This is a genomic window from Shewanella sp. 10N.286.54.B9 (genome assembly GCF_041468565.1).
In the GTDB taxonomy this organism is placed as follows: Bacteria; Pseudomonadota; Gammaproteobacteria; order Enterobacterales; family Shewanellaceae; genus Shewanella.
On sequence record NZ_JBFRIY010000096.1, the window covers coordinates 1 to 23103 of the forward strand.

The 23103-nt window shown below is 42.3% G+C and carries 17 protein-coding genes and 1 pseudogene; 12 read left to right on the top strand and 6 right to left on the bottom strand.

Features of this window, described 5'->3' with window-relative positions:
- The 3 genes and pseudogenes from AB4135_RS21730 to AB4135_RS21740 form a co-directional block, all read right to left on the bottom strand.
- A pseudogene (locus AB4135_RS21730) lies at window positions 1-206 on the bottom strand (hypothetical protein); the annotation flags it as partial.
- A 79-nt stretch (window positions 207-285) separates the two neighbouring features.
- Window positions 286-4566, bottom strand: a complete 4281-nt coding sequence (locus AB4135_RS21735; protein WP_371995505.1) for an EAL domain-containing protein — start codon at window positions 4564-4566, stop codon at window positions 286-288.
- Between the two features lie 241 nt (window positions 4567-4807).
- Window positions 4808-7597, bottom strand: a complete 2790-nt coding sequence (locus AB4135_RS21740) for an insulinase family protein (protein ID WP_371995506.1) — start codon at window positions 7595-7597, stop codon at window positions 4808-4810.
- Window positions 7598-8000: 403 nt separating this feature from the next.
- Here AB4135_RS21740 and sixA point away from each other — a divergent pair, with 403 nt between their 5' ends.
- Entirely contained in the window at window positions 8001-8471 is a 471-nt protein-coding gene (gene sixA, locus AB4135_RS21745) for a phosphohistidine phosphatase SixA (RefSeq protein WP_371995507.1), read from the top strand.
- A 70-nt stretch (window positions 8472-8541) separates the two neighbouring features.
- On the opposite strand, the gene smrB is transcribed toward sixA, so the two are convergent.
- Window positions 8542-9072 carry an endonuclease SmrB gene (gene smrB / locus AB4135_RS21750; protein ID WP_371995508.1) on the bottom strand — a complete coding sequence of 177 codons (531 nt, stop codon included), beginning with the start codon at window positions 9070-9072 and terminating at the stop codon, window positions 8542-8544.
- Between the two features lie 79 nt (window positions 9073-9151).
- Here smrB and prmB point away from each other — a divergent pair, with 79 nt between their 5' ends.
- The 7 genes from prmB (at window position 9152) to AB4135_RS21785 (ending at window position 15404) form a co-directional block, all read left to right on the top strand.
- Window positions 9152-10096 (top strand): 50S ribosomal protein L3 N(5)-glutamine methyltransferase, encoded by a 945-nt coding sequence (gene prmB / locus AB4135_RS21755; protein WP_220737600.1) that lies wholly within the window; start codon window positions 9152-9154, stop codon window positions 10094-10096.
- A 103-nt stretch (window positions 10097-10199) separates the two neighbouring features.
- On the top strand, window positions 10200-11294 hold the full coding sequence (gene aroC / locus AB4135_RS21760) for a chorismate synthase (RefSeq protein WP_371995509.1): 1095 nt from the start codon (window positions 10200-10202) through the stop codon (window positions 11292-11294).
- Window positions 11294-12475, top strand: coding sequence for an MFS transporter (locus tag AB4135_RS21765; protein ID WP_371995510.1), 1182 nt, complete (start codon window positions 11294-11296; stop codon window positions 12473-12475). The genes aroC and AB4135_RS21765 overlap by 1 nt, the downstream gene beginning before the upstream one ends.
- A 46-nt stretch (window positions 12476-12521) precedes the next feature.
- Window positions 12522-13643 (top strand): ATP-NAD kinase family protein, encoded by a 1122-nt coding sequence (locus AB4135_RS21770; RefSeq protein ID WP_371995511.1) that lies wholly within the window; start codon window positions 12522-12524, stop codon window positions 13641-13643.
- 86 nt (window positions 13644-13729) lie between these two features.
- The gene (locus AB4135_RS21775; protein WP_371995512.1) at window positions 13730-13999 is read left to right on the top strand and encodes a YfcL family protein; all 270 of its coding nucleotides are present in this window, start codon (window positions 13730-13732) and stop codon (window positions 13997-13999) included.
- Between the two features lie 27 nt (window positions 14000-14026).
- Complete coding sequence (locus AB4135_RS21780) at window positions 14027-14554, top strand: RNA methyltransferase (RefSeq protein ID WP_371995513.1); 528 nt, start codon at window positions 14027-14029, stop codon at window positions 14552-14554.
- Between the two features lie 154 nt (window positions 14555-14708).
- Window positions 14709-15404 (top strand): DUF3313 family protein, encoded by a 696-nt coding sequence (locus AB4135_RS21785; protein ID WP_371995514.1) that lies wholly within the window; start codon window positions 14709-14711, stop codon window positions 15402-15404.
- Between the two features lie 53 nt (window positions 15405-15457).
- On the opposite strand, the gene mnmC is transcribed toward AB4135_RS21785, so the two are convergent.
- Window positions 15458-17326 carry an FAD-dependent 5-carboxymethylaminomethyl-2-thiouridine(34) oxidoreductase MnmC gene (gene mnmC, locus AB4135_RS21790; RefSeq protein ID WP_371995515.1) on the bottom strand — a complete coding sequence of 623 codons (1869 nt, stop codon included), beginning with the start codon at window positions 17324-17326 and terminating at the stop codon, window positions 15458-15460.
- 231 nt (window positions 17327-17557) lie between these two features.
- Between mnmC and fabB the strand changes: the two genes are divergently transcribed.
- Complete coding sequence (gene fabB, locus AB4135_RS21795) at window positions 17558-18769, top strand: beta-ketoacyl-ACP synthase I (RefSeq protein WP_371995516.1); 1212 nt, start codon at window positions 17558-17560, stop codon at window positions 18767-18769.
- Between the two features lie 84 nt (window positions 18770-18853).
- Here fabB and AB4135_RS21800 read toward each other — a convergent pair whose 3' ends face one another.
- On the bottom strand, window positions 18854-19249 hold the full coding sequence (locus tag AB4135_RS21800; protein WP_371995517.1) for a VanZ family protein: 396 nt from the start codon (window positions 19247-19249) through the stop codon (window positions 18854-18856).
- Between the two features lie 215 nt (window positions 19250-19464).
- On the opposite strand from AB4135_RS21800, the gene AB4135_RS21805 reads away from it, so the two are divergent.
- From AB4135_RS21805 to AB4135_RS21815, 3 genes are all read left to right on the top strand, one after another.
- Window positions 19465-20595, top strand: coding sequence for a 4-phosphoerythronate dehydrogenase (locus tag AB4135_RS21805; RefSeq protein ID WP_371995518.1), 1131 nt, complete (start codon window positions 19465-19467; stop codon window positions 20593-20595).
- A 2-nt stretch (window positions 20596-20597) separates the two neighbouring features.
- On the top strand, window positions 20598-21614 hold the full coding sequence (locus AB4135_RS21810) for an aspartate-semialdehyde dehydrogenase (RefSeq protein ID WP_371995519.1): 1017 nt from the start codon (window positions 20598-20600) through the stop codon (window positions 21612-21614).
- A 175-nt stretch (window positions 21615-21789) separates the two neighbouring features.
- Window positions 21790-23103: FimV/HubP family polar landmark protein (locus AB4135_RS21815; RefSeq protein WP_371995520.1), on the top strand; the 1314-nt coding region annotated here is incomplete at its 3' end.

Below are 23103 nucleotides of genomic sequence, written 5' to 3' on the forward strand. Positions count from 1 at the left end.
GCGGTTTGCAGTGGTTTCACTTTGATGTGCGGTACACCGGCAGTTTGTAGTGGCTTCAACTTGATGTGTGGTACGCCTGCCGTTTGTAGGTCAAGCGTTAGGTAGCTGCTATCGAGGTCCGCTATTGAGGTGTGGCTAGAAGCCATAACAGGGAGTGAACATGCAAATGCAATTGAAACAACTAATCCATTAATTATCTTTTTCATCTTAACCTTCTCAAAGTATCATTTTTTTGACTATTGAGAAGGTTGTTGCAGATGTTGTGCCAATGTTTACATGATTGAGTTATTGCGCTTTATTGAGTGAGATAGCTTTTAATGGTTTAGCATTGGTATCATTGTGTAAAAGGTTGGTGAACTCATCTTCGGTGACAGCTTTGCTAAAAATATAGCCCTGGATCTCTTCACATTTGAGTGCCCGTAAAATACTCAATTGAGATGTTTCTTCAACGCCTTCACCCACCACTGAAAGCCCCATGTTATGGGCGATAGTGATAATTGAATCAACCATTTTTAAGTCGCGATCGGATTTGTCGATATCATCAACGAATGCTTTATCAATCTTAAGTGTATGGATAGGAAAACGCTTTAAATATGATAAAGAGGAGTAACCGGTACCAAAGTCATCAAGGGCTAAACTCACCCCCATTTTTGACAGTTGTTGCATCACTTTTATCGCTTTTTCCGGCTCACGAATAACGGTACCTTCGGTTATTTCAAGCTCTAAGTTTGCAGCTGGTAACTGAGTTAACCGCAACACAGATTCAATGCGTTGCTGTAGATCGGGCAGTGCAAACTGTTTTGACGATAAATTGACAGCTACACGGCCATTAAATAAACCTTGCGAGCGCCATTTCTGCGCCGCAAAGCAGGCTTTTTTAAGCACGATGTCGCCGATCTCAACAATCAGTCCGTTCTCTTCCGCGAGCGGGATAAAGCTATTCGGCGGAATTAGCCCGTGTTCAGGGTGGTTCAATCTAACCAGTGCTTCCATGCCCGCCATATTACCGGTTTTTAAATCGATTTTAGGTTGGTAGTACACTTCAAATAGATCATCTTTAATACCCTCACGGATGAGGTTTTCCACCTCTAATTGTCTGATGGCATTCTTATTAAGCGATTCTGAGTAGAATTGGTATCGATTACCACCAGCAGATTTAGCATGGTACATCGCAATATCGGCCTTACGCAGTAGTGCTTGCTCGTTCTGATCGTCTTCAGGATACAAAACGATACCGATACTAACGCCAACCACGACTTTTTCAGCGGACAGTTGAAAAGCGGTTTCAAAGGCATGGATTACTGTTTTTGCAATAACAGCGCTGACACCAATATCAGGATTTTTGTCTATTAAAATAGCAAACTCATCCCCACCTAAACGATAAATGCTGGTGTGGTGGGGCACGGCGGCTTGAATTCGTTCAGAAACTAAAATAAGTAACTCATCACCGACTTGATGACCTAAGGAGTCGTTAATCTTCTTAAAATTATCAAGATCTAAAACCATTAAAGTATGGTGGGAGTCTCGCTTAACCAAGTTGCCGAGTGTCACCATCAGGTTAGAGCGGTTGGGAAGGTTTGTCAGTAAGTCGTTATTGGTGAGCTTTCTTAGCTCCTCTTCTTGTTGCTTACGTCGACTAACGTCCGAGAAAATACCAACATAATGGCTCAATTCGCCTTGGTCATCGTAAATGGCATCGATAGTCAGCTCCATTAAAAAGCTAGTACCGTTACCTCTTGCTGATTCGACTTCATTACTCCACCGACCTTGTTGTTTTAATATAGAGCGGATTTGTTCAGAGTAGCTGTCGGGATATAAGTCAAAATTAAACTGGGTACCTATAAAATCTTTTTTACTTAGCATTGAAAGATCACAGCAAGCTTCATTCACTTCTACAAAACAGAACTCGCTATCTAAAATAAACATACCTTCAGAGATATTTTGAATCGCCCGCTCAAAAAGTCTCAGTTGCTCTTCAGCTTGTTTAAAGTTACTAATATTCTTAATCGTACCTGTCATACGCAGCGCATTGTCGTTCTCATCACGCTCTACAATTTTTGCACGATCTAAAATCCACACCCAATCGTCAGACTTGCCTTTTACTCGGTATGCAGCTTCAAAATGATCGGTCTCGCCATAGAAATGCTTATTTAAGGCATCTCGTACTCGAATTTGGTCCATAGGGTGGATATTACTCTCTTCGCCCTCTTGACCTGAGCGTTGTCCATCTCTTGGAAATTCAAGTGAGCCCCATATATTCGAGCGATAAATTTGTCCTGTCTCAATATCCCAATCCCACATCTCATCGCCACTACCCCACAGTGACAGTTTCAGCCGCTCTTCACTTTTGGCGATCTGCCTTTGAACCACTCGCCTTCTCATCGCAATTTTTATTGTCGCAATGGATATTAAAAGCGCGACTAAGAAGTATAAAACTTTAGCTGGAGTTGATAGCCACCAAGGAGGAGTGATCTCTATATTTAGGCTTCTCTCTACTCCAGGCTGGTTTGTTACTGGATCTATCGCAAAAACTACGAACTCATAATCACCTGGTGATAGGTTGGTATAAGTTGCAGAATTTATACCTTCGGAGTTAATTAGCGACTCTGATAGGCCACGCATCTGATAAATATAATTAATATTTTTAAGTGGACTTTTGGGACTGTGAAAAGATAATGTGAATGGATAGTCTGAATACTTTAGTCTAAGCTTTTCAGTTTTACTTAACTTGCTATTTAACACTCCGTCACCAGGTATTTCAGGAATGTTAAATATTAATAACTCATCGAGTGTTACACCCAGTGTTTCTCTTGATGATAAATATGCCACTAATTTTTTTATTGAAACAAAGCTAACTCCAGAAATTCCACCTATGTATATTTCTTCATTTCCTTTTAAAATCGCATGAGTATTATACTCTTCTTGAACACCTAGTTCTTTTGTTAAGGTGTATAATCTACTATTTTTCTTGTCTATTAATATTACTTCATTTACAGAAGAGGCTAAAATAAAGTTGTTGTTTTGTGTTATAGAAAAAATAGGATTGTTTTTACTATATATTAATTCGAACTTTCCACTTGTCCTGGAGAGTGATTCTAATCCTGAACTGGTTCCAAATAATATTTCTTCATTAAAAACATCAATACTGAGCACCATTTGCTTTGTATAAATCGGAGCAACTAAGTCATTTGCAAGCTCAAATAAACCACCCTGTGTTGCGACGAATAAAGAATTGTTACTCTCCTTTATGTCGAAGACGGGGTTACCTTTGTCGATTATATATTCCTGTATGAATCCGGTATCAACATAGTATTGTAAGATAGTCCCTGACGTTGAGCCGATAAAAATGCTTCCACCATCTTTTTTAGATTTAGCAATAAAAAATATGCCGTCAAGGATGTTATTTATAATGCCGTTGTCTATATTTATTGAGAAGAAGCCTTTTGAGCTTGCGACATAAATTAGATCCCCAATTTTAACCGCAGATTTAGGACCTTTAACTTTAGAGTCATACTGTTCTATGACATTTAGCTCGTTATCATATAGCCGAATAAATTGGTCATCAGAAGCGACAACTAAATGGTTTTTATTATTTGGAGAAATGGACCAAACATTACCACTGCTTACTACTTTTGTTTTTATTAGGTTACTATTATCATCAATTATGAAAAAACCATTATTTTGGTTGAGAATAAATGTTTTTGTACGACCTCTGATTATTTGTGGGTGCTCTAAAGGTTGTTCTGATGCATTTAATTTTCCAATAAAAACTGGTTGTTTTACATTGTCTATCATGAACACTGAATTTTTATTCAAACCAAAATTGAAATCAGAATTCTCTGTGACACTAATGAGTTCAATTGGGGAAAAGTTAGCCAGTTTGCCGTTGGCATACTCAAATGCTCCACTATTTTTAAATATAATTAGTTTTTCATCGATGACTTTTATTGCATTAGCACTATCAGTGACTATCTCAACACCATTTGAAATGGAATATATGACACCAGAATAGTTTCTAATAAACATTGTGTTTTCAAACATAATTATGTTTTTTACAGTGCCAAAGTCACCAGAGTACTTGTTCTTCAGTGATAGTTTCTTATTATTTAATTCACTTAAAATGTATATAGCGTTTTCAGTACCAATAAATATATTATTGTTGTATTCGTTGATTGTCCAAATTGCATCATTTAACTCAAAACCTAAATTTTTTGACGAGACAAGTTTGTCTAGGGACGAATCATATATTGATAAACCTTTATCTGTGCCTACATACATAGAGCCTGATTGGCTAATATATAAGCTACGGATGAATGCACTTGCTAGTTCGTTTCTTTCGGAGGGAAAGTAATGTCGAAAGTGTTTTCCGTCGTAGCGATTTAAGCCATTAAGAGTACCAATCCAAACGTATCCATCTGAATCTTCAACTATTGAGGTCAAATTGCTTTGCGAAAGTCCTTCAGGTACGCCTAACGAAACAGCATTTAGGGTAAATGCTAAAGAGGACTGTAGCGGGACAAAAGAGATGAGTAAAAAAAGTACAATTTTTAGTAATGTCTTAGGCATATTTATAATTTAATTTTTAGTCAATGTCATAAGGCAACAGCGGATAATACTCACTTTTTCAGAAAGTGAAGTCATTGTCAAAAACCTTCGTGTATTTTGTAGCTAATTATCATTATCAGTGTCCTTTCAGTATGATATCTGTCCGTTTAGCTTGTTTTTATTGCTTTTTGATCCTTTAAGTTCCGGATAATTTGTGGTTCGGCTTTATCTATGCCACAAGTTATCACTGAAATTATAGTCGTTAGTAATCAAATTGTTCTGCTTTAAGCTTGAAGGCTCTAAGATCTAAAATCATATTGTTGGACTTTAGTGGCGTTTGGTCTTGATGAGATTCTCCGGTGCTAAACAACACCAGTCTGTCACAGTGCTTAGTACGCATTTTATTCATAATAAACTTGATTAAATCAGAGCGGGTTAACGTTTCAATTTGCGCGACCACTTTTTCACGTTGGTTAAACTGAAAGTCTTTATTACCTATGCTTGACCAATAGCGCTGACTGCGCGTTTTAAGGTTTGAGTCATGCTCCATCACTTGGTTTATTAGGCCTGTTTTGGTCGCTTCCCATTGCTCGTTGGTTATTTGTAAGATGGCGTAGGTAAAATCTGCGATAAACTCGTCAATGGCCTCGAGTAAAACCTGTGGACCCGTGCTAGGTGATTGGATATAGAAAATGATACCAGGATAGCGATTAAGCGGTAGGTATCCTGTTCCTACCATATAACCTAACTGTCTTTGGGTTCTCAACTCATGGAAAAAGGTTGAAGACATCGTGTGATTCAACAGACTTAACACTGCCATATTATCAGGAGTCGCGGTATCAGATTGGTAATAGACAATAATACTACTGTCTTGGTGCTCTACTGGGATCTCTCTTAACAAGGTACCTTTATTAGTGAGATCAATTAGCTCTCTCGAAGACTCCGCACTTGGAGAGCTTACTAGCGATAAGATTTTATCAAGTTTAATACCTAGAATTTTTGCTTCACTCTCCAACCAGTCGCCGTAAACCAAGCCCTCTAGATGCACCTTCTCATAAAAACTTTTGACATGGGCATGCAGATCTTCAAGGGTTATCTCTTCCAGAAATTCAGCCATACGCGCTGGCTCAAAGCTGCGTTTTTGTAGCGTGACAGTCAAGCTAGTAAAAAGCTGGGATATTGGCTTTGCTTGAGTATGGTTATACCAACTGCGTAATATCTGTCGTTTAATTAATTCGAAGCGACTTTGGGTGAAGTTTCGTTCTCGTGCTTTTTCAATAACAAGAGATAACAATGCTTGTTGCTTGCCGGTGAAACCGGTTAGGTGAAGCGTGATCCCGCCTTGATGGGGATAGATATTGTAGCTAAGCCCAGCGACTTCGGCTTGGTAGGTGAACTCGGTAAGGTAATCAAGTAGCATCTCTACGTATAGTCGTGTTAATGCTGCGTGCTTTGGTGAAGCGGCTGCTTGGGCTGAGTCTAATGACAGATACAGATGGCCTTTAGGAACATTAAACTCATCATCTTTTCTATGCCAGATCCGATAACCATCCTCTTGAGCAACGACTAGGGGCACAGTGCCATTGCTTTTCTCTGCCCTGGCAACGCAGTGATCGATAATAAATGGATTTGCTGCTGGCAGCGTTAGCTCAGAGCGTATATTGGGCGCTGACCAACGCGCTAAGTCATCTGACGGTATAGGCCGTATTTGGTACGGAGAGTGGTACCAAGCAGCTTGTTTGTCAGTATCAAGCTCAGGAGCAATAAGCTGTAAGCGCATATTATTAGGGTTCATTAGCGCCAAAAGTTGCTCTGTTTCAGCAATGTTTAAGCCATCCATACGATAGTCACCATAGACAACATCTTCAATATCGTAGTGGTGCATGTTTATGCTTAAATGGCTCGCTAAATCTAAGGCTTTTACCTGCTCTTGGTATTGGAAGGCAACTTTGAGTAACGCTGCTCTTTCATCGTAACGCCAGTGTTCAAGGCCATGTTCTTTAATCAAGGCAATATATTCAAAAGCACAGTCGATAACGTGTTTAAGGTTGTTTAAACCTCGGTCTGTCAATTGAATACTAATATTATAATCTTTGAAATTGTAGCCATTAACCCCGCCACCTGCAGACAAGTTATTTGCAAGACCTTTTTCCTTCAGATAAGAGAGTAAACTGCCTTTTCCTTCGTAGCCCAGAAGGTGGCTAATAAACGTTAATGGTTTGTGTTTGTAGAAAGCCTCAAGGGCTGGTAGAGCAAATGTAATCGCAATTCGTCTTTGCTCTTTCAGTGGCACGATATTGATTTTTGTTTGTAATTGTTCGGTGAGATAAATAGGCGTATCAGGATATTGCACTGCTAATTCACGATGTTCTATTTGGCCAAAATAGCGCGTAGCGAGCTTAGCCAATTCATCTAGTTTGCTTGGTGCAACAATGCACAACGTCATTTTGTTTGCACTGTATTTCTCTTTATAAAAAGCGATCAACTCTGCTCTTAAATCTGATTCATCACCTGCTAATGTCTCTAAATTGCCGACAGAGAACTTTGAAAATGGGTGAGCAGGATTGACGGTCTCTTTTTGCACCTGGTAGACACGACGAATATCGTCCTTTAGCTTCATGCTAAATTCTGACTCTATGGCATGTCGTTCTCGCTCTACCAGCGCGACGTCGAATAAAGGCGCGACGAAAAACTGACTGAACCTGTCCAGTGACTCTTCAAGTTGCGCTGCGTTAATACTATAAAAAAAGTTGGTGTGTTCAGTGCCTGTCCAGGCGTTATTACTGCCGCCATGTTGGTTAATAAAAGCGGAGTACTCACCTGCTTGAGGAAACTTCTCTGTCCCCAGAAAAAGCATATGTTCAAGAAAGTGTGCCATACCTGGGCGAGAGACCGGATCGTCGAAATGACCTACTGCTACGGCCATTGATGCAGCGGCTTCGGTTGATTGACTATCTTCGACTAACAGTACCGATAACCCATTATCTAAGGTTAAGCTGCGATACTTGCGGTGGTCATTTGGACTGGTGATAACTTTTTTATTTGTTGGCAAAAGTATTGCTCCAATGGATCAAACAGCACAAACCTAGATAATTACTTTAGTAATCTCTTACAGATAAAGCACGAATAAAACCTAATTCCCATCAAGCAGCTGCATCACTTCTTGGTGGCAAAGCACGTATTGGGAGGTGTTCAAGTTTGCTGTAATAACTTAACTTGCCATCATTTTTACTTATCTTCAAATACAAGCTGACCAAACAGCAAATAAAGCTTTCTGTTTGGCTAAATATGGGGCAATTTTAGCTGGATGGTCACTCTGGCGGCTAACAATGTTATTTATCCTAAAGCGCGACTATGTGCTATTCGACTAATTATTAACAAAAAACGGTATGTTGCTGTCAATATTCAGACTACAATTAGCCAATAAGAACAAAAATTGGGAGTAGCCACGAAGTATGCAGCTATTTTTAATGCGTCATGGTGAAGCAGGTTTTAATGCACACTCAGATAGAGAACGCACATTAACTGAATTAGGCCGCCAGCACACCGGCTTGATGAGTAATTGGCTAGGTCAGAGCGTTACTGAATTTGATTTAGTTTTGGTGAGCCCATATTTACGCGCACAACAAAGTTGGCAAGAGGTACAGAAGCACTTTCCAAAGCCTAGAAAATGGCTAACGCTTGATGAACTTGTTCCGGCGGGTGATCCTGCGACTGTTGCCGATACTATTGTTGCCTATGCTGAACACTATGAGGCCGATAATGTACTGGTTTTAGCGCATATGCCGCTATTGGGTTATCTAGTGAGTGAATTGGTTCCTGGTATTGAGCCACCACTGTTTGCGACTTCAGGTACGACTCTGATCTCAAAGAGTGGTAATAATAGCTCAATAGAGTGGCAGTATGCACCGCATATGATTGGTTAATAATGCTTTAATTTATTGCTAAAAAAGAGTCCAAATGGACTCATTTTTTATGTTTTTAAAAACTCTGGATTCATCGACGATAGGGAAGGTCACCGATATCGATGAGTACTAGTAAGGCTGCATCGCCACCCCATTCCTTAGTCGCTTGATGGAATGCTTTTACATGGGGATGTTGTGCTAGCCACATCGGAATATTCTGCTTTAAAATCCCTGTTCCATGTCCATGCATAATGCAGCAACAGTGACTTTGCTGTTTTACACAGGCTTGGATCAGTGCTGCAAGTTCTAGTTTTGCTTCTGATTGCCGCATACCGTGCAGATCTAATAAAAGATCGGGAGCGTAATCGCCCCGTCGCAGACGTTTGACCTCAAAACTATCAACATCATCTCTTGCCCATTTCATCGGGCCATTTTCTGGCAGCAAAGGTTGATAAGTATCGGAGAAGAAGCTGTCAGCGTGCAGCTGTTGCTCTTTTTCTTCAATTACTTTGCGATCTTTCGGCGCTGTTTTGAAGTGGCGTTTGTTTTGCTCTAAAGGTTTCATGCCTTTTGTCAGCTCGGCAAATAGTGCCAATTCATCTTTATCTGTTTTTTTATTCATAAGGGTATTTTATTGAATCCGATGCCATATGAATAGAGTTCAGTTACAATGAGTCGGAATAAAAACGTTGGAGTGAATTTTGGATAAGATTTTTGTTGATGAAGCCGTTAATGAATTAAGAACTATCGGTGATATGTTGCGCTGGGGTGTCAGTCGTTTTAATGATGCAAATATATACTACGGCCATGGTACTGACAATGCTTGGGATGAAGCCATCGCATTGGTATTTCATGCATTACACCTGCCAGAACAACTTGGCCAACAAGTCATTCACTCTAACTTGACGATCAGTGAAAAACACAAAATCGTTGAGTTGATCATTCGCCGAGTAAGGGAGCGTTTACCCGTTCCATATCTTACCAATAAAGCGATGTTTGCCGGTTTAGAGTTTTATGTTGATGAAAGAGTGCTGGTTCCTCGTTCACCAATCGCAGAGCTAATTGCTAACCGCTTTAGCCCTTGGTTATATAACAAGCAAGTTAATCGTGTCATGGATCTGTGTACTGGTAGTGGCTGTATTGCCATTGCGTGTGCTTATGAGTTTGAAGATGCTGAAGTGGATGCATTGGATATCAGTGATGATGCGTTAGAAGTGGCGCAGATTAATATTGAGACGCTAGGCGTCATGGATAGAGTCTTCCCGATGGAGTCGGATCTATTTTCTGCGATTCCAAAAGGTCCTCAGTACGACTTGATAGTATCTAACCCACCATATGTTGACGCTGAAGATATCGGTGATATGCCAGATGAGTATCATCATGAACCAGAAATCGGCTTAGCATCTGGCCGTGATGGCTTAGATTTAACCAAACGTATTTTGGCAAATGCCGCTGATTACTTGACCGAAGATGGTTTACTTGTGGTTGAAGTGGGTAACTCTATGGTGCATATCATTGAGCAATTCCCTGATGTGCCATTTACATGGGCAAGCTTTGAAAATGGCGGTGACGGGGTATTTATCCTCACACGTGATCAGCTAGTTGAGAATGAATCACTATTCGTTATCTACAAAGATAGTGAATAATAGCGGTTAGCCACTGTGGTTAATGTGGTTGCTATATGTGAGTACCTACTTCTCTTTACAGTAGGTACTAATCTAATTATGAGAATTGAGGTGTAGAAAGCGGATGTCGGGAAACAGTATTGGACAAAATTTTGTCGTCACTACATTTGGCGAGAGTCACGGAGTCGCCTTAGGTTGTATCATTGATGGTTGTCCTCCAGGTGTTGAGTTAAGTGAAGCAGATATGCAACACGACTTAGATCGCCGCCGACCTGGAACCTCTCGATATACTACTGCTCGTCGTGAACCCGATGAAGTACGCATCTTATCTGGCGTGTTTGAAGGACAAACAACGGGGACTTCAATCGGGCTTTTGATAGAAAATACCGACCAACGCAGCAAAGACTACTCGAACATTAAAGATCTATTCCGTCCGGGTCATGCTGACTACACCTACCAGCAAAAGTATGGCGTGAGAGATTATCGTGGCGGTGGCCGTTCATCGGCACGTGAAACTGCCATGCGAGTGGCTGCTGGTGCAGTGGCTAAAAAGTACTTGAAACAAGTTCATGGTGTAGAGATTAATGCCTACCTGTCGCAGCTTGGGCCAATCAAAGCTGAAGCTGTTGATTTCGAAGAGATAGAGAAAAATGCATTTTTCTTCCCTGATGCGTCGAAGCTAGAAGCTCTAGATGAGTATATGCGTGACCTTAAAAAAAGTGGCGATTCAATCGGCGCTAAAGTGACTGTCGTGGCGACGGGTGTGCCGGTTGGTTTAGGCGAGCCTGTTTTTGATCGATTAGATGCAGAAGTTGCCCATGCCTTAATGGGTATTAATGCGGTAAAAGGCGTTGAGATTGGTGATGGTTTTGAAGTGGTCAATCAAAAAGGTTCTGAGCATCGTGATTTGATGTCACCAGAAGGTTTTGCTTCAAATCATGCTGGCGGCATACTCGGTGGGATCTCATCGGGTCAACCGATTGTTGCCCATATCGCGATGAAGCCAACTTCAAGCATTAGCGTACCTGGCGAAAGTATGACAGCCCAAGGCGGTTCGGCTGAAGTGGTCACCAAGGGCAGACACGATCCATGTGTTGGCATTCGTGCTGTACCCATTGCAGAAGCAATGTTAGCGATAGTATTAATGGATCATTTACTACGTCACCGTGCACAAAATATGGATGTGAATAGCAGTACACCAGTCATCGGAATGCGTTAATGTTTCAGCCCAAAAACACAGAGCAGCAATTACGCTGGCTCTGTGCTTGTTATTTTTTCTTCTTTTCTATTCTTGGCGTCATGGTGCCTTACTTAGGCGTATTTTTTGATAGCCGTGGTTTTAATGCCCAAGAGATCGGTTTTTTACTGGCCATTTTAATGGGAACTCGCATCATTGCACCTAATCTATGGGCTATTGTGGCGGATAGAACGGGCATGCGTGCAGAACTCATTAAGATCGGTGCCGGCGCTGCTGCGGTCTCTTACCTAAGCTTTTTCTATGATGGCAGCTTGACTTATCTCGCAATCAGTCTTGCCGTTTATACCTTTTTTTGGAACGCTATTTTGGCGCAACTAGAGGTTATTACCTTAGAAACCCTCGGCGAAAACGCGACACGTTATGGCGCTATTCGTAGCTGGGGCAGTGTTGGATACATCGTTTTGGTGGTTGGTGGCGGTTTTGCTATTGGCCATTGGGGGCCGCAAATTCTCCCCTATATAGGCATGGCACTCTTTATCGGTATGTTAGCTAGTGCATTGCCGCTGCCGGCAAACAGAGCAAAGATAGAGAAAGAGGTAAAACGTCAACCTATCACATTTAATAAAGCGGTTATTTGGTTTCTAATTTCAGCCATGTTGCTGCAGATGAGTGCAGGTCCTTTTTATGGTTTCTTTGTTTTATACCTGAAACAGGCGGGTTATACCGAAGCTGTTGCGGGGATATTCGTCGCATTGGGTGTGGTTGCTGAAATCATCATGTTTATGTATGCCCCCAAGCTACTTGGCCGCTTTGGGGTAAAGTTCTTACTGTTTATTAGTATCGCACTGACTGCTGTACGTTGGTTGTTGCTAGCATTTGGGGTAGACAGTTTATTGTGGCTAAGTTTGAGCCAAGTGTTGCATGCTTTCACCTTCGGACTAACACACGCCGCGTCGATTCAGTTTGTACATAAGCATTTTGATATCAGTCGGCGTAGCCAAGGGCAAGCGCTCTATGCCAGCCTTAGTTTTGGTGTTGGCGGTGCATTAGGTACTTGGTTATGCGGTATTATTTGGGGAGATGGCTCTGGCGCAGTGACGACTTGGGTGTTTGCGGCATTTTGTGCAGTACTGTCAATGATTGCTGTTTTGTTTATCCCATCATCGAAACGCGATGTTAGTGGTGAAGTGAGTGCGGCGTAATACGTGTTTTTCTATAGTAATTTGGCTTTAAATGGAGTTTGTCAAAGTGAGTAAGTTTCGTCTTGGTTTGATTATTAATCCACTTGCAGGGTTAGGTGGCAGCGTAGGCTTAAAAGGCAGTGACGGTGTTGCTGAAATTGCGTTAGCGAAAGGAGCTGAACCGAAATCTCACCTTCGCATGGAGCAAGCTTTAAATGTTGTTTTACCTTATAAAGACCGAATAGAGGTAATAACGGCTTCTGGTGATATGGGAGAAACACTAGCGCGAAAAATGGGCTTCAATGTTCGCGTCGTCTACCAAGCACCGACTGACACTGCAGCGCAAGATACTCAGGCTGTTGTGACTGAACTGCTCAACGAAACATTAGATCTATTATTGTTTGCAGGTGGTGATGGCACTGCACGAGATATTTACGCGATTGCTGACGATAACATACCAGTACTTGGTGTGCCTGCAGGAGTGAAAATCCATTCAGGTGTTTATGGTATTACCCCTCACGCATCAGGCGTGGTGCTGAAAATGCTGCTAGAAGGTGAGTTAGTGAGTTTGATGAGCGCTGACGTGATGGATATCGACGAAGCCGCTTTTAGAACGGGAGTCGTTAAAGCTAAGTGCTTTGGTGAAATGCTGGTGCCAGCAGAGCCACGCTATGTGCAAGCGGTGAAAATGGGCGGCAAAGAAACTGATGAGTTAGTACTTGCAGATATTGCAGCAGAAGCCATTGAGTTAATGGAAGATGAGCTCGTTGTAATAGGCTCAGGTAGCACAGTGGCTGCAGTCATGGAGGAGCTTGGGCTAGACAATACTCTACTCGGTGTCGATCTCATTCAACAGCAGCAACTTCTAGCCAGCGATCTATCTGCCGAAGAGCTACTTAAACTTACCGAAAACCAGTCGGTTAAGCTATTCATTACTCTTATTGGTGGACAGGGTCATATATTGGGCCGAGGTAATCAACAGTTATCACCACAACTCATAAGACGAGTAGGCAAGAGCAATATTGTTATCTTAGCGACAAAAACAAAGCTAAAAGCACTTGAAGGACGGCCACTAATTGTGGATAGTGGCGACCCTGAATTAGATAAAGAGCTAACGGGTTATTATAAAGTGGTAACTGGCTATCACGATTATGTGATGTATCAAGTGGCCAATCCTGATTTAGCCTAGTTAATACGGCAGCATGAGTTGTATCGAATGCCGTTAATTATTACCTATTGGAATAAGCCCAATAGTTTGAGATTGTGGAGCACTCAATGATAGAGAAGTATGAGCAAACCCTTCAAGATTGGATAGAAAACATTGTTGCTGAAGGCGACGATGATGCCCTATTTGCCAGTGGATACCTACAAGGACACTTTGCGGTAGTGCTATCGAAACTTGAGAATGAAACTGATCAAGGTATTCAAGCGTTAGCATTGCAGATGGTTGAATGTTTAGCGCTTGCTAGAGAAGAGCTTGATGACAATGACTATGCGCTTGTTAATGATGCTTGGTCACAATTAAGCAGTAAGTTGGCGGCTTGAGCTAACCATGTTTGAGTTATTAAGTTTATGAGTATTCAGCGATTTAGCGCTATAGGGTTATTAAACCCTAAAAGCCCTACTAATGTCGGCGGCATTATGCGCGCAGCGGGTTGTTACCGTGCGGATGCGGTTTTTTATACTGGCAAGCGTTATCCATTAGCCGCGAGCAATGGTAATGCGCAGTACAATACCGATACTAAAGCGGCGAGCGAGCAGATCCCACTGACTGGGGTTGAATCACTCGTTGATGCCATTGCAGCTGATGTGACTGTTGTTTGTGTCGATCTGGTAGAGGGGGCTATTCCACTACCTGAGTTTGAACATCCAGACAAAGCGATATATATTTTTGGTCCAGAAGACGGCACTATCAGTCAACAAGTGATTAATCGCGCCGATGCTGTTGTATATGTGCCGACTGTGGGGTGTATGAACTTAGCAGCATCGGTTAACGTTTTACTTTATGACAGGCTGGCTAAATCAGCAGCTACAGTGACCGGAGATGAGTTGATCCGTACTAGTCGTGATACCAATAATCGAGTCAGAGTAAAACGCTAGTCCAGAGAGTGCTAAACCTATATTGAGCCACAGCTAAGACTGTGGCTTTTTTGTGGGTTTAATTTACTGTTTACTATTTTTCAATACGACATTGACCTAACTGACAATAGCAACCATATTTAGTTGGAATCATTTTTACTAAAGGACTGATTAAATGAAGCTATTTTTAAAGGGGTGTTTGCTACTATTTATCGTATCCATGGCGGGCTGTGCAACAAAAACGCCTACATTAGAGACGGGACCGGATGCTCAAGTAACCAAAGACGGTTTAGTTAAAATCGACAACTCAGTGTTGGATCTTTCTTTTGCAAAGCCTAACGTAGACTGGGGCAAGTATACAAAGCTTTATTTTAAAGCCGCTACAGTCACCAATGACCACCCCGCAGATTATAAACCACCACGAATTGATCGCAGGGCTGATGGACTGAATGCCACCTATGATCTGCCAGAAAAAGCGCTCAACAAGATGTCGACTGAGTTTGCTGTAATTGTCGCCAGTGTGTTTAATGAAGATCAACCTTTCAAACTTGTCGACAAAGCTGGGCCTGACACGTTAGTTATTGAAGTCGCAGTCACTGATATTCGACTAAGCGCACCGATAGAGAGCTCTCGACGCAGTTTTAGCTCAATGGGAAAAACATACACACAAAACTCAGGTTCAATGATGTTACTTGCTGTTGTAAAGGATGGACAGAGTGGAGAAGTGCTAGCCAAAGCCGCCGATCGTGGTGAAGGGTTTGACCAGTGGCAGCAAAATACTCAGGTTTTCAATTGGGGCGACGTTAAAACAGTTTATCGTCGTTGGGTTAATGACTTTAAGAATGCCCTAATGATGGCGGGAGCCGAGTAGTTTAAACAATCAGACGCCTTGTTAGGCGTCTGTTTTTTTTAGTTGAATATATATTACTCTAACGCCTTACCTTTAAGCAGTTTTCGCATCCACATTCTGTTCGGGTTTAAAAGTGCAACAAAGTCAGTACTAAGCGGCATGATTTCACCACACAGTTGAGCAGCTAACGCTTCTGCGGCGAGCAAACCAGAGCTTAAGCCTCGAGAACCTAGTCCACCTAAGATGTATAAGCCTTTGTGCACTGGCGCAGGCTTATTTTGCCAAAACTTTCTACTTTCAGGAGTGAGTTGGTGATTATTGTAGAGCGACATGATTGCATCTAGGTCAGGAGCAGGTCCCATCATAGGAGCATGATCGCGAGTGACCATGCGCACACCGACTCGGGCACTGTGTTTGGATATATCTATGTCGCGGTTCCAATCTTTATCTAAGTAGCTATGTTGGATCTTGTGTAGGTTATCGACTTGCTCTTGTGGGCTATAAGCCAAGTTGTCTGCATCTTTAACATAACTCGCGCCTAAACAGTGCAGGGCGTTATTCATCGGGGTCATGTAACCATGGGCACATAATACCGTGCTGAGGTTAGATAGCTTAGCTCTTGTTGGAGCATGGCTAACTTGACCTCTAAATCCAGTGATTTGCAGATGTTTTGTCTGCTCGAAGCGTGTAAGAGATTTGCCGTTGGCGATCACCACTGTTTTATAGGGGCCTAGGCGTTGTTGATTATTGATTAAGAACCAGCCCGCATCAGACTTTTCAAGTGCAGTAACCTGGGTGTTTAATTGTACGTTAACATCAGATAACTGCTGCGCCCGTTTAAATGATGCTTTGGTGAGATCTTGCGGTGCGACCCAACCACCTAAAGGGTAAAATATCCCAGCTTCATCTATCTCGACCTTAGCAATTTCACTTGATTGCTTTTCGTTAACGGCATGGGCGATATCAGCGTTCCACGGATGACCGTTAATTATCTTCTGGACTCGTTTTCGGCTGCGATCATCATGGCCTGTATGTAGTACACCGCAGAGATCAAAGTCTATCGGGTAGTGGTTAGCAGCAAGTGCGTTTAGACGGTGCAGACTAAAGAGATAGGCCTGCTGGAAATACTGACTTAAAGTATTATTATCCGGTGTGAGCAATGGGTAGATAGCGCCCTGTCTGTTACCCGATGCCGCTTGAGCCAGCTCGCTATCTTCACAAAACACACTGATTTTTTTATGTCGCTCTGCCAGCGATAAAACTAAACTGGCACTCGCAATTCCCCCCCCTATAACGGCAATCTCAGTTGTACTTTCTGCAGTTTGAATTGGGTAGGGAGCTTGTTGACTTGACTGCTGAGCTCGTAAAGCCTGCCGCTCCATTAAAAGGACATTATCGGCAATATTAGATGCAGAACTGAGCATTGATTTTTCGACGTTAAATCCAACCAAGTCGCACAGCGCTATCAGTGTTTGTTGACTATCAGTCGGCAACTCATCTGATATTAGGCAGTGACAGCTATCTTGACTATGCTTGGCCATTTGCCAGAATAACCCCTGCTCAATTGAATGTGCTTCAAATCTAGAGGTGCACAACCAATGAGATATTAAGTTGCTACTGAGTGGGAGTTGACGTAATTGCTGCTCATAATCACCTAGGTGGAAATCAATAATGAGTCTGCCATGGTTAAGCTTCACTCGTTGACAGCCTTCTATCGCGACGAGATGAATTGCTGGATGAGTCTGTAATAAAGCCTTAAATACTACTTCAATATGATTATCAATAGCACAGAAAATCTTTAATGTTAGCGAGCCGGCTATAGTTGAATGCAGTTTTATCAGCTCCAAAACTTGGCTTACAGAGTCTAATCCGAGCATCGCAATGGAGGTATTTTCGCTGTTGTTAGTCGCTAAGATTGACCTGATATTGTTACTGACTGTCATGGTTACGTCTTTAATGTTAAATTAAACCCTCACAAAAACAGGGTAGGATATTTATAACTTGAGCTAAATTGTACATTTTTATGCTGCAATTTAGGTGAGGTTTTTACGCTATGTCTCAATTTAGGCACTATTTTTGTGTTCTTTATGGAAAGCTGACCACTTAAATGGATTAAAAGCGATACCATTAGCGCAGCAAAATGGGTACTACCTGTATAGAATGGATAGTTAATAATGAAAAGAGTCGTGATCACCGGCTTGGGCGTTGTCTCAAGTATCGGTAACAACAAGCAAGAAGTCACTGAATCATTGAAAGCGGGTCGTAGTGGTATTACCCACTCAGATCAGTTTGAAGAAATGAAGCTGCGCAGCCATGTTTGGGGCGATATCAAGTTAGATCCTAAAGAGCACATTGATCGTAAAGCACTGCGCTTTATGGGTAATGCTGCAGCATACGCTTACATAGCAATGGCTGAAGCGATTGAAGATGCAGGACTAACCGAAGAACAATATTCAGATCCACGGGTCGGTATTATTGCGGGTACGGGTGGAGCATCTTCTGCTAACCAAGTACAAGCAGCTGATACGTTGCGAGAAAAAGGTGTAAAGCGCGTTGGGCCATATATCGTGCCGCGCATTATGTCGAGCACAGCCAGTGCTTGTCTCGCTACACCATTTAAAATTAAAGGCATGAACTACTCAATTAGTTCAGCTTGTGCAACCAGTGCACACTGTATTGGCCATGCGGCTGAACTTATCCAAATGGGTAAGCAAGACATGGTGTTTGCTGGTGGCTCTGAAGAGGTCGATTGGACCTTGACTATGGGCTTCGATGCCATGGGCGCATTGTCTACTAAATACAATGACACACCTGAAAAAGCATCACGTACTTATGATGCTGACCGTGACGGTTTTGTCATTTCAGGCGGTGGCGGAATCGTTGTGGTTGAAGAGCTTGAGCATGCACTTGCTCGTGGCGCTAAAATTTACGCTGAAGTCATTGGTTACGGCGCATCATCTGATGGCTATGACATGGTTGCCCCATCAGGAGAAGGCGCTGTACGTTGTATGCAGATGGCTTTAGCTGACGTCGATACTCCAATTGACTATATCAACACCCATGGTACTTCAACACCCGTTGGCGATATGCGTGAACTAGAAGCTTTACGTGAAACCTTCGGTGATAACTTACCAGCAATCGCATCGACTAAGTCGCTTACTGGTCATGCATTAGGTGCAGCAGGTGCTCATGAAGCCATCTATAGCTTGATTATGATGGAAAACAGCTTTATTGCGCCAAGCATCAATATTGATACCGTTGATGAAAAAGCAGCAGGCATGCCAATTGTCACTGAAATGAAGGAGCAAGAGCTTACGACTGTAATGAGCAACAGCTTTGGTTTCGGTGGTACAAACGCAACGTTGGTGATGCGTAAGTACAAGTAAACGGCAGTTTGTCATCTAAAAAGGAAGCTTCGGCTTCCTTTTTTTGTGGCTGATTTTTAACTTTTTCTCAGCACGCGACTGCTTTCATGTCATCTGTCTATTTAAAAGCTGTGCAGCTTTAATCGCTAACACAATACCTACTGCATCAGCGAATAGATCGCCGAGATCAAACGTTCGTGTAGGGAAAAAGACTTGGCTGAGCTCTTCAACTACAACAAATAGAGTGACAGCAAGAGCGCCGTAGTAGCAATTGAAACGGCCAAGTGTGATACATCTAAATTGACTCGCAACGACGACCAATAAGGTCAGTGCGCCAAACAGCACTAAATGCCCTAGCTTGTCACCAAATGGGATGTTGCCAACCATCTCAAAAAGTAGGTTTTGGTTTCCTGTGTTCGCGAGATAGATAATCCATAAAATGAATGAGAAAAAGACCACGGCTATTACTGAACCGAGTTGAGCCAGTTTGTCGCGAGTCACTATTACAATTCCTTTGTTGGTTAGATTAAAAGTAAAATAGCACTGTTAACTCATTGCTGTTAGTTAACAATTATTAACTGCTTCGTGCTTAGGTTTAGAGGCTTTGCTAATTTAAGGCTCAAGCTTGAAAATTACAGCAGCTTGATTCTCAAGTCATCAGCATCTTGCTAGAATGCCTATCTTATGCTTTTTGCTCACATTTTTTGGAAACCACAATGAAGATCCTCGCCGATGAGAACATGCCCTACGTGCAACAGTTGTTTGGTGACTTAGGCACCATAGAAACAGTAAATGGCAGAGAACTAACCGCGGAGCAAGTTAAAGACGCTGATGTGCTGTTAGTCCGTTCAGTGACCAAAGTGAACCAAGCATTACTTGCAAGCAACGACAAACTTAAGTTTGTCGGCAGTGCAACCATAGGCACTGATCATATTGACCTCGATTACTTAGCCAGTCGAAATATTCCGTTCTCCAACGCACCAGGCTGTAATGCCACAGCAGTAGGTGAGTTTGCTTTTATCGCCATGCTTGAACTCGCACAGCGTTTTAAAAGTCCGTTAAAGGGCAAAGTGGTCGGCATTGTGGGCGCTGGCAATACGGGGACTGCAGTGGCCAAATGCCTAAAAGCCTATGGCATCGAAGTGTTGCTTTGCGATCCAGTGTTAGAGGAAAAGGGCGATCCAAGGAGTTTTGTTTCTTTAAGCAAGCTTATAGAAAAGTGTGATGTTGTTAGTTTACATGTCCCTATTACCAAAACTGGTGAGCATAGAACTTGGTATCTTTTCGATGAGGCACGGCTAAACAGTTTGCGTGAAAACACTTGGCTACTGAATTGCTGTCGTGGAGAAGTTATTGATAACCACGCTTTGATGACGTTTAAGCAGCAACGAGATGACGTAAAGGTGGTGCTCGATGTATGGGAAGGTGAACCCAACCCTATGCCTGAATTGGTGCCTTATATTGAATTTTGTACACCACACATTGCTGGGTACTCGCTAGAAGGCAAGGCACGTGGCACTTTTATGTTGTATCAACAATTAGCTAAGGTGCTACAAATAAAAGACGATAAACAGCTGGAAATGCTGTTACCGCCTCTTTGGAGTGAACAGGTTTCAGTTACCGAAATAACAGATGAAAGAGCGTTATTACAGTTGGCAAGGTTTGTTTATGATCTGCGCGATGACGATGAGTTATTCAGAAATAACTTTCTTAATAACCATGGGTTTGATCATATGAGAAAAAATCACAAACATAGACGTGAATTTAGTGCATTAAAGGTAGGCAACCTAGGTCAAACTAATGTAAATTGGGTGTCCAATATAGGGTTTTCAGGAGTCGAGCTGTAATTATGTCACAGGAATATAATGTTGTCGTATTAGGTGCATCGGGCGCAGTGGGTCAAACAATGATAGAGATCCTCGAAGAGCGCAATTTTCCGATTGCAAATTTGTATCCTTTAGCCAGCAGTCGTAGCGCCGGTAATACGGTCAGCTTCCATGGTAAACAGGTCGAGATTTTAGACGTAGATACCTTTGACTGGTCACAAGCTCAAATTGGTTTCTTTTCTGCCGGTGGCGATGTCTCTGAAAAGTGGGCGCCAATTGCAGCAGAAAATGGTTGTGTTGTTATCGATAACACCTCGCATTTCAGATATGACATTGACGTGCCTCTCGTAGTACCAGAAGTAAACCCAGAAGCAATCGCTGATTTTAGAAATCGCAATATCATTGCTAACCCTAACTGCTCAACGATTCAAATGTTAGTCGCGTTGAAACCGATTCATGATGCTTATGGTATTTCGCGTATTAACGTTGCGACTTACCAGTCAGTATCAGGTTCTGGTAAACAGTCAGTTGAAGAGTTAGCCACGCAGTGCTCTAAGTTGCTTCAAGGTTTACCTGTTGAACCAAAAACTTACTCAAAACAAATTGCGTTTAACGTGTTACCGCAAATTGATAAGTTTATGGATAATGGCTACACCAAAGAAGAGATGAAGATGGTGTGGGAAACGCAAAAGATCTTTGGTGATGAATCTATCGTGGTTAATCCTACCGCAGTACGTGTACCTGTGTTCTATGGTCATTCAGAAGCCATTCATCTCGAAACCTTGCAACCTGTCGATGCTGAAGATGTTAAAGCAGTGTTGCGCGGCGCGCCTGGCGTCGAATTGTTTGAGTCTGATGAAGAATATCCAACAGCGGTCGATGACGGTGCAGGAACAGATCCTGTTTACGTCGGACGTGTTCGCAAAGATATCTCCCATGACAACGGTATAAACCTTTGGGTGGTTTCGGATAATATCCGTAAAGGCGCTGCATTAAATAGCGTACAGATAGCTGAAGTGTTGATCCGAGATTATTACTAAACTGATTTAGTACTCGATTAATTGCTTAAAAAGCCCGCACTATGCGGGCTTTTTATGTTTTAGAGTTGTGAACAGTAGCAGGGCAACTTAATCTAGTTTATAGTAATCTCAATAAATACAATTGCCTAAAGCTAGTCGCCAATGAGTGACCTCTACGCTTCAAAGGGAAGGATTGATGAACTTTCGCACTTCGCATTTTGCTGGCATCTTTGCCGCTGTTTTAACTGTCTTTGCTGTTGCTCCTTCGATTAACCTGGCGACTGCAGAACCATTAAAAATTACTGGTCCTGAAGGTCAAACCAAAACAGTTAAACGACAATATGGTCCAACCACATCATCCGACACCTTCTGGAGTATCGCGCAAGCAGTAAAACCTGATAATAGCGTTACTGTTTATCAAGTGATGTCAGCTTTGTATGATGCCAATCCTCATGCCTTTAGCGGAAGAAACTATAACAGTTTAGAACGAGGCATGATTTTATTGGTGCCGTCGAAAGAGATAATGCTGCAGGTTTCGAAAGTAAATGCTAAAAAACGAGCCGAAAATAATGATCGCGGTTGGAATAATAGTAGCGCTGCATCAAAACCGACAAAACCTGCTGCAAATACTGTCGTTAAAGCTGTTACTGACCCCGTCGCTAAACCCCTAGTTAAGCCAGATAATTCAGCTATTAAAATCAAAGCGCTGACCGAAAAACTTGAGCAAGCAGAAGCTTTGAATCTGTCACTCACAGATGAACTAGCCCGTGCGAGCGATGAAATTACCATAGGTTCAACAGATACAGAGTCTTTTCAAGAAGAGGTTGCTGAACTACAAGCAGAAAATGCACTGCTAAAGCAAGCGCTGCAAGATCGTGTTGTAGAAAATGAAGCGCTTAAAAATGACGTAGCAGCTAAACAGAAAGTGATAGAGCAATTAAGCCAACCCAAAGAGGAGCCGACTTCGACAATTTGGCGCTCGTTAATGGACAATCCATTATTACTTATTCTAGGTGCAGTTGTTCCTGCATTACTTGCTCTTGGTTTATTTTGGTTGTTTATCCGACGTCGCAATGAAAATGAAGCGGCAGCTGAGCCCAACGGTGACAAACAAGCAAATAGCACTCAGGTCGATGCCGTTGATGATGACAAAGCGACAGCTGCAGAAAATGTAGATGAAGACGATATTAGTCTCGCGGTGCATTTAGATACCGATCAAGATGATAACGCTGCCAGCATTAATGTGATCAATGCTCCTGAGGTTGATGATGTCGACCTTGTGGTTGAAGAAGCTGCGGATGAAGGTCAGTCATTAGATGATTTGTGGGCTGAAGCAATGGGCGAGCAAGATGGTGAAACAGATTCCATTGATAACTCAGCTGCATTGGCTGCTAACGCTGAAGATGATGATCTTGACGCGCTATTAACCGGTTTCGATGAAGAGCCAAAAGCAGCTAAAGCCTCAGAGGAAGATGACTTAGATGCACTATTATCAGGTTTTGATGAAACA

What these genes read in the sequence shown, in the direction of transcription:
- AB4135_RS21810 (WP_371995519.1), top strand. Translation starts at nt 20,598, where the DNA reads ATGTCACAGGAATATAATGTTGTCGTATTAGGTGCATCGGGCGCAGTG.
- AB4135_RS21775 (WP_371995512.1), top strand. Translation starts at nt 13,730, where the DNA reads ATGATAGAGAAGTATGAGCAAACCCTTCAAGATTGGATAGAAAACATT.
- aroC (WP_371995509.1), top strand. Translation starts at nt 10,200, where the DNA reads ATGTCGGGAAACAGTATTGGACAAAATTTTGTCGTCACTACATTTGGC.
- smrB (WP_371995508.1), bottom strand. Translation starts at nt 9,072, where the DNA reads ATGAATAAAAAAACAGATAAAGATGAATTGGCACTATTTGCCGAGCTG.
- AB4135_RS21785 (WP_371995514.1), top strand. Translation starts at nt 14,709, where the DNA reads ATGAAGCTATTTTTAAAGGGGTGTTTGCTACTATTTATCGTATCCATG.
- mnmC (WP_371995515.1), bottom strand. Translation starts at nt 17,326, where the DNA reads ATGACAGTCAGTAACAATATCAGGTCAATCTTAGCGACTAACAACAGC.
- fabB (WP_371995516.1), top strand. Translation starts at nt 17,558, where the DNA reads ATGAAAAGAGTCGTGATCACCGGCTTGGGCGTTGTCTCAAGTATCGGT.
- sixA (WP_371995507.1), top strand. Translation starts at nt 8,001, where the DNA reads ATGCAGCTATTTTTAATGCGTCATGGTGAAGCAGGTTTTAATGCACAC.
- AB4135_RS21765 (WP_371995510.1), top strand. Translation starts at nt 11,294, where the DNA reads ATGTTTCAGCCCAAAAACACAGAGCAGCAATTACGCTGGCTCTGTGCT.
- AB4135_RS21735 (WP_371995505.1), bottom strand. Translation starts at nt 4,566, where the DNA reads ATGCCTAAGACATTACTAAAAATTGTACTTTTTTTACTCATCTCTTTT.
- AB4135_RS21805 (WP_371995518.1), top strand. Translation starts at nt 19,465, where the DNA reads ATGAAGATCCTCGCCGATGAGAACATGCCCTACGTGCAACAGTTGTTT.
- AB4135_RS21780 (WP_371995513.1), top strand. Translation starts at nt 14,027, where the DNA reads ATGAGTATTCAGCGATTTAGCGCTATAGGGTTATTAAACCCTAAAAGC.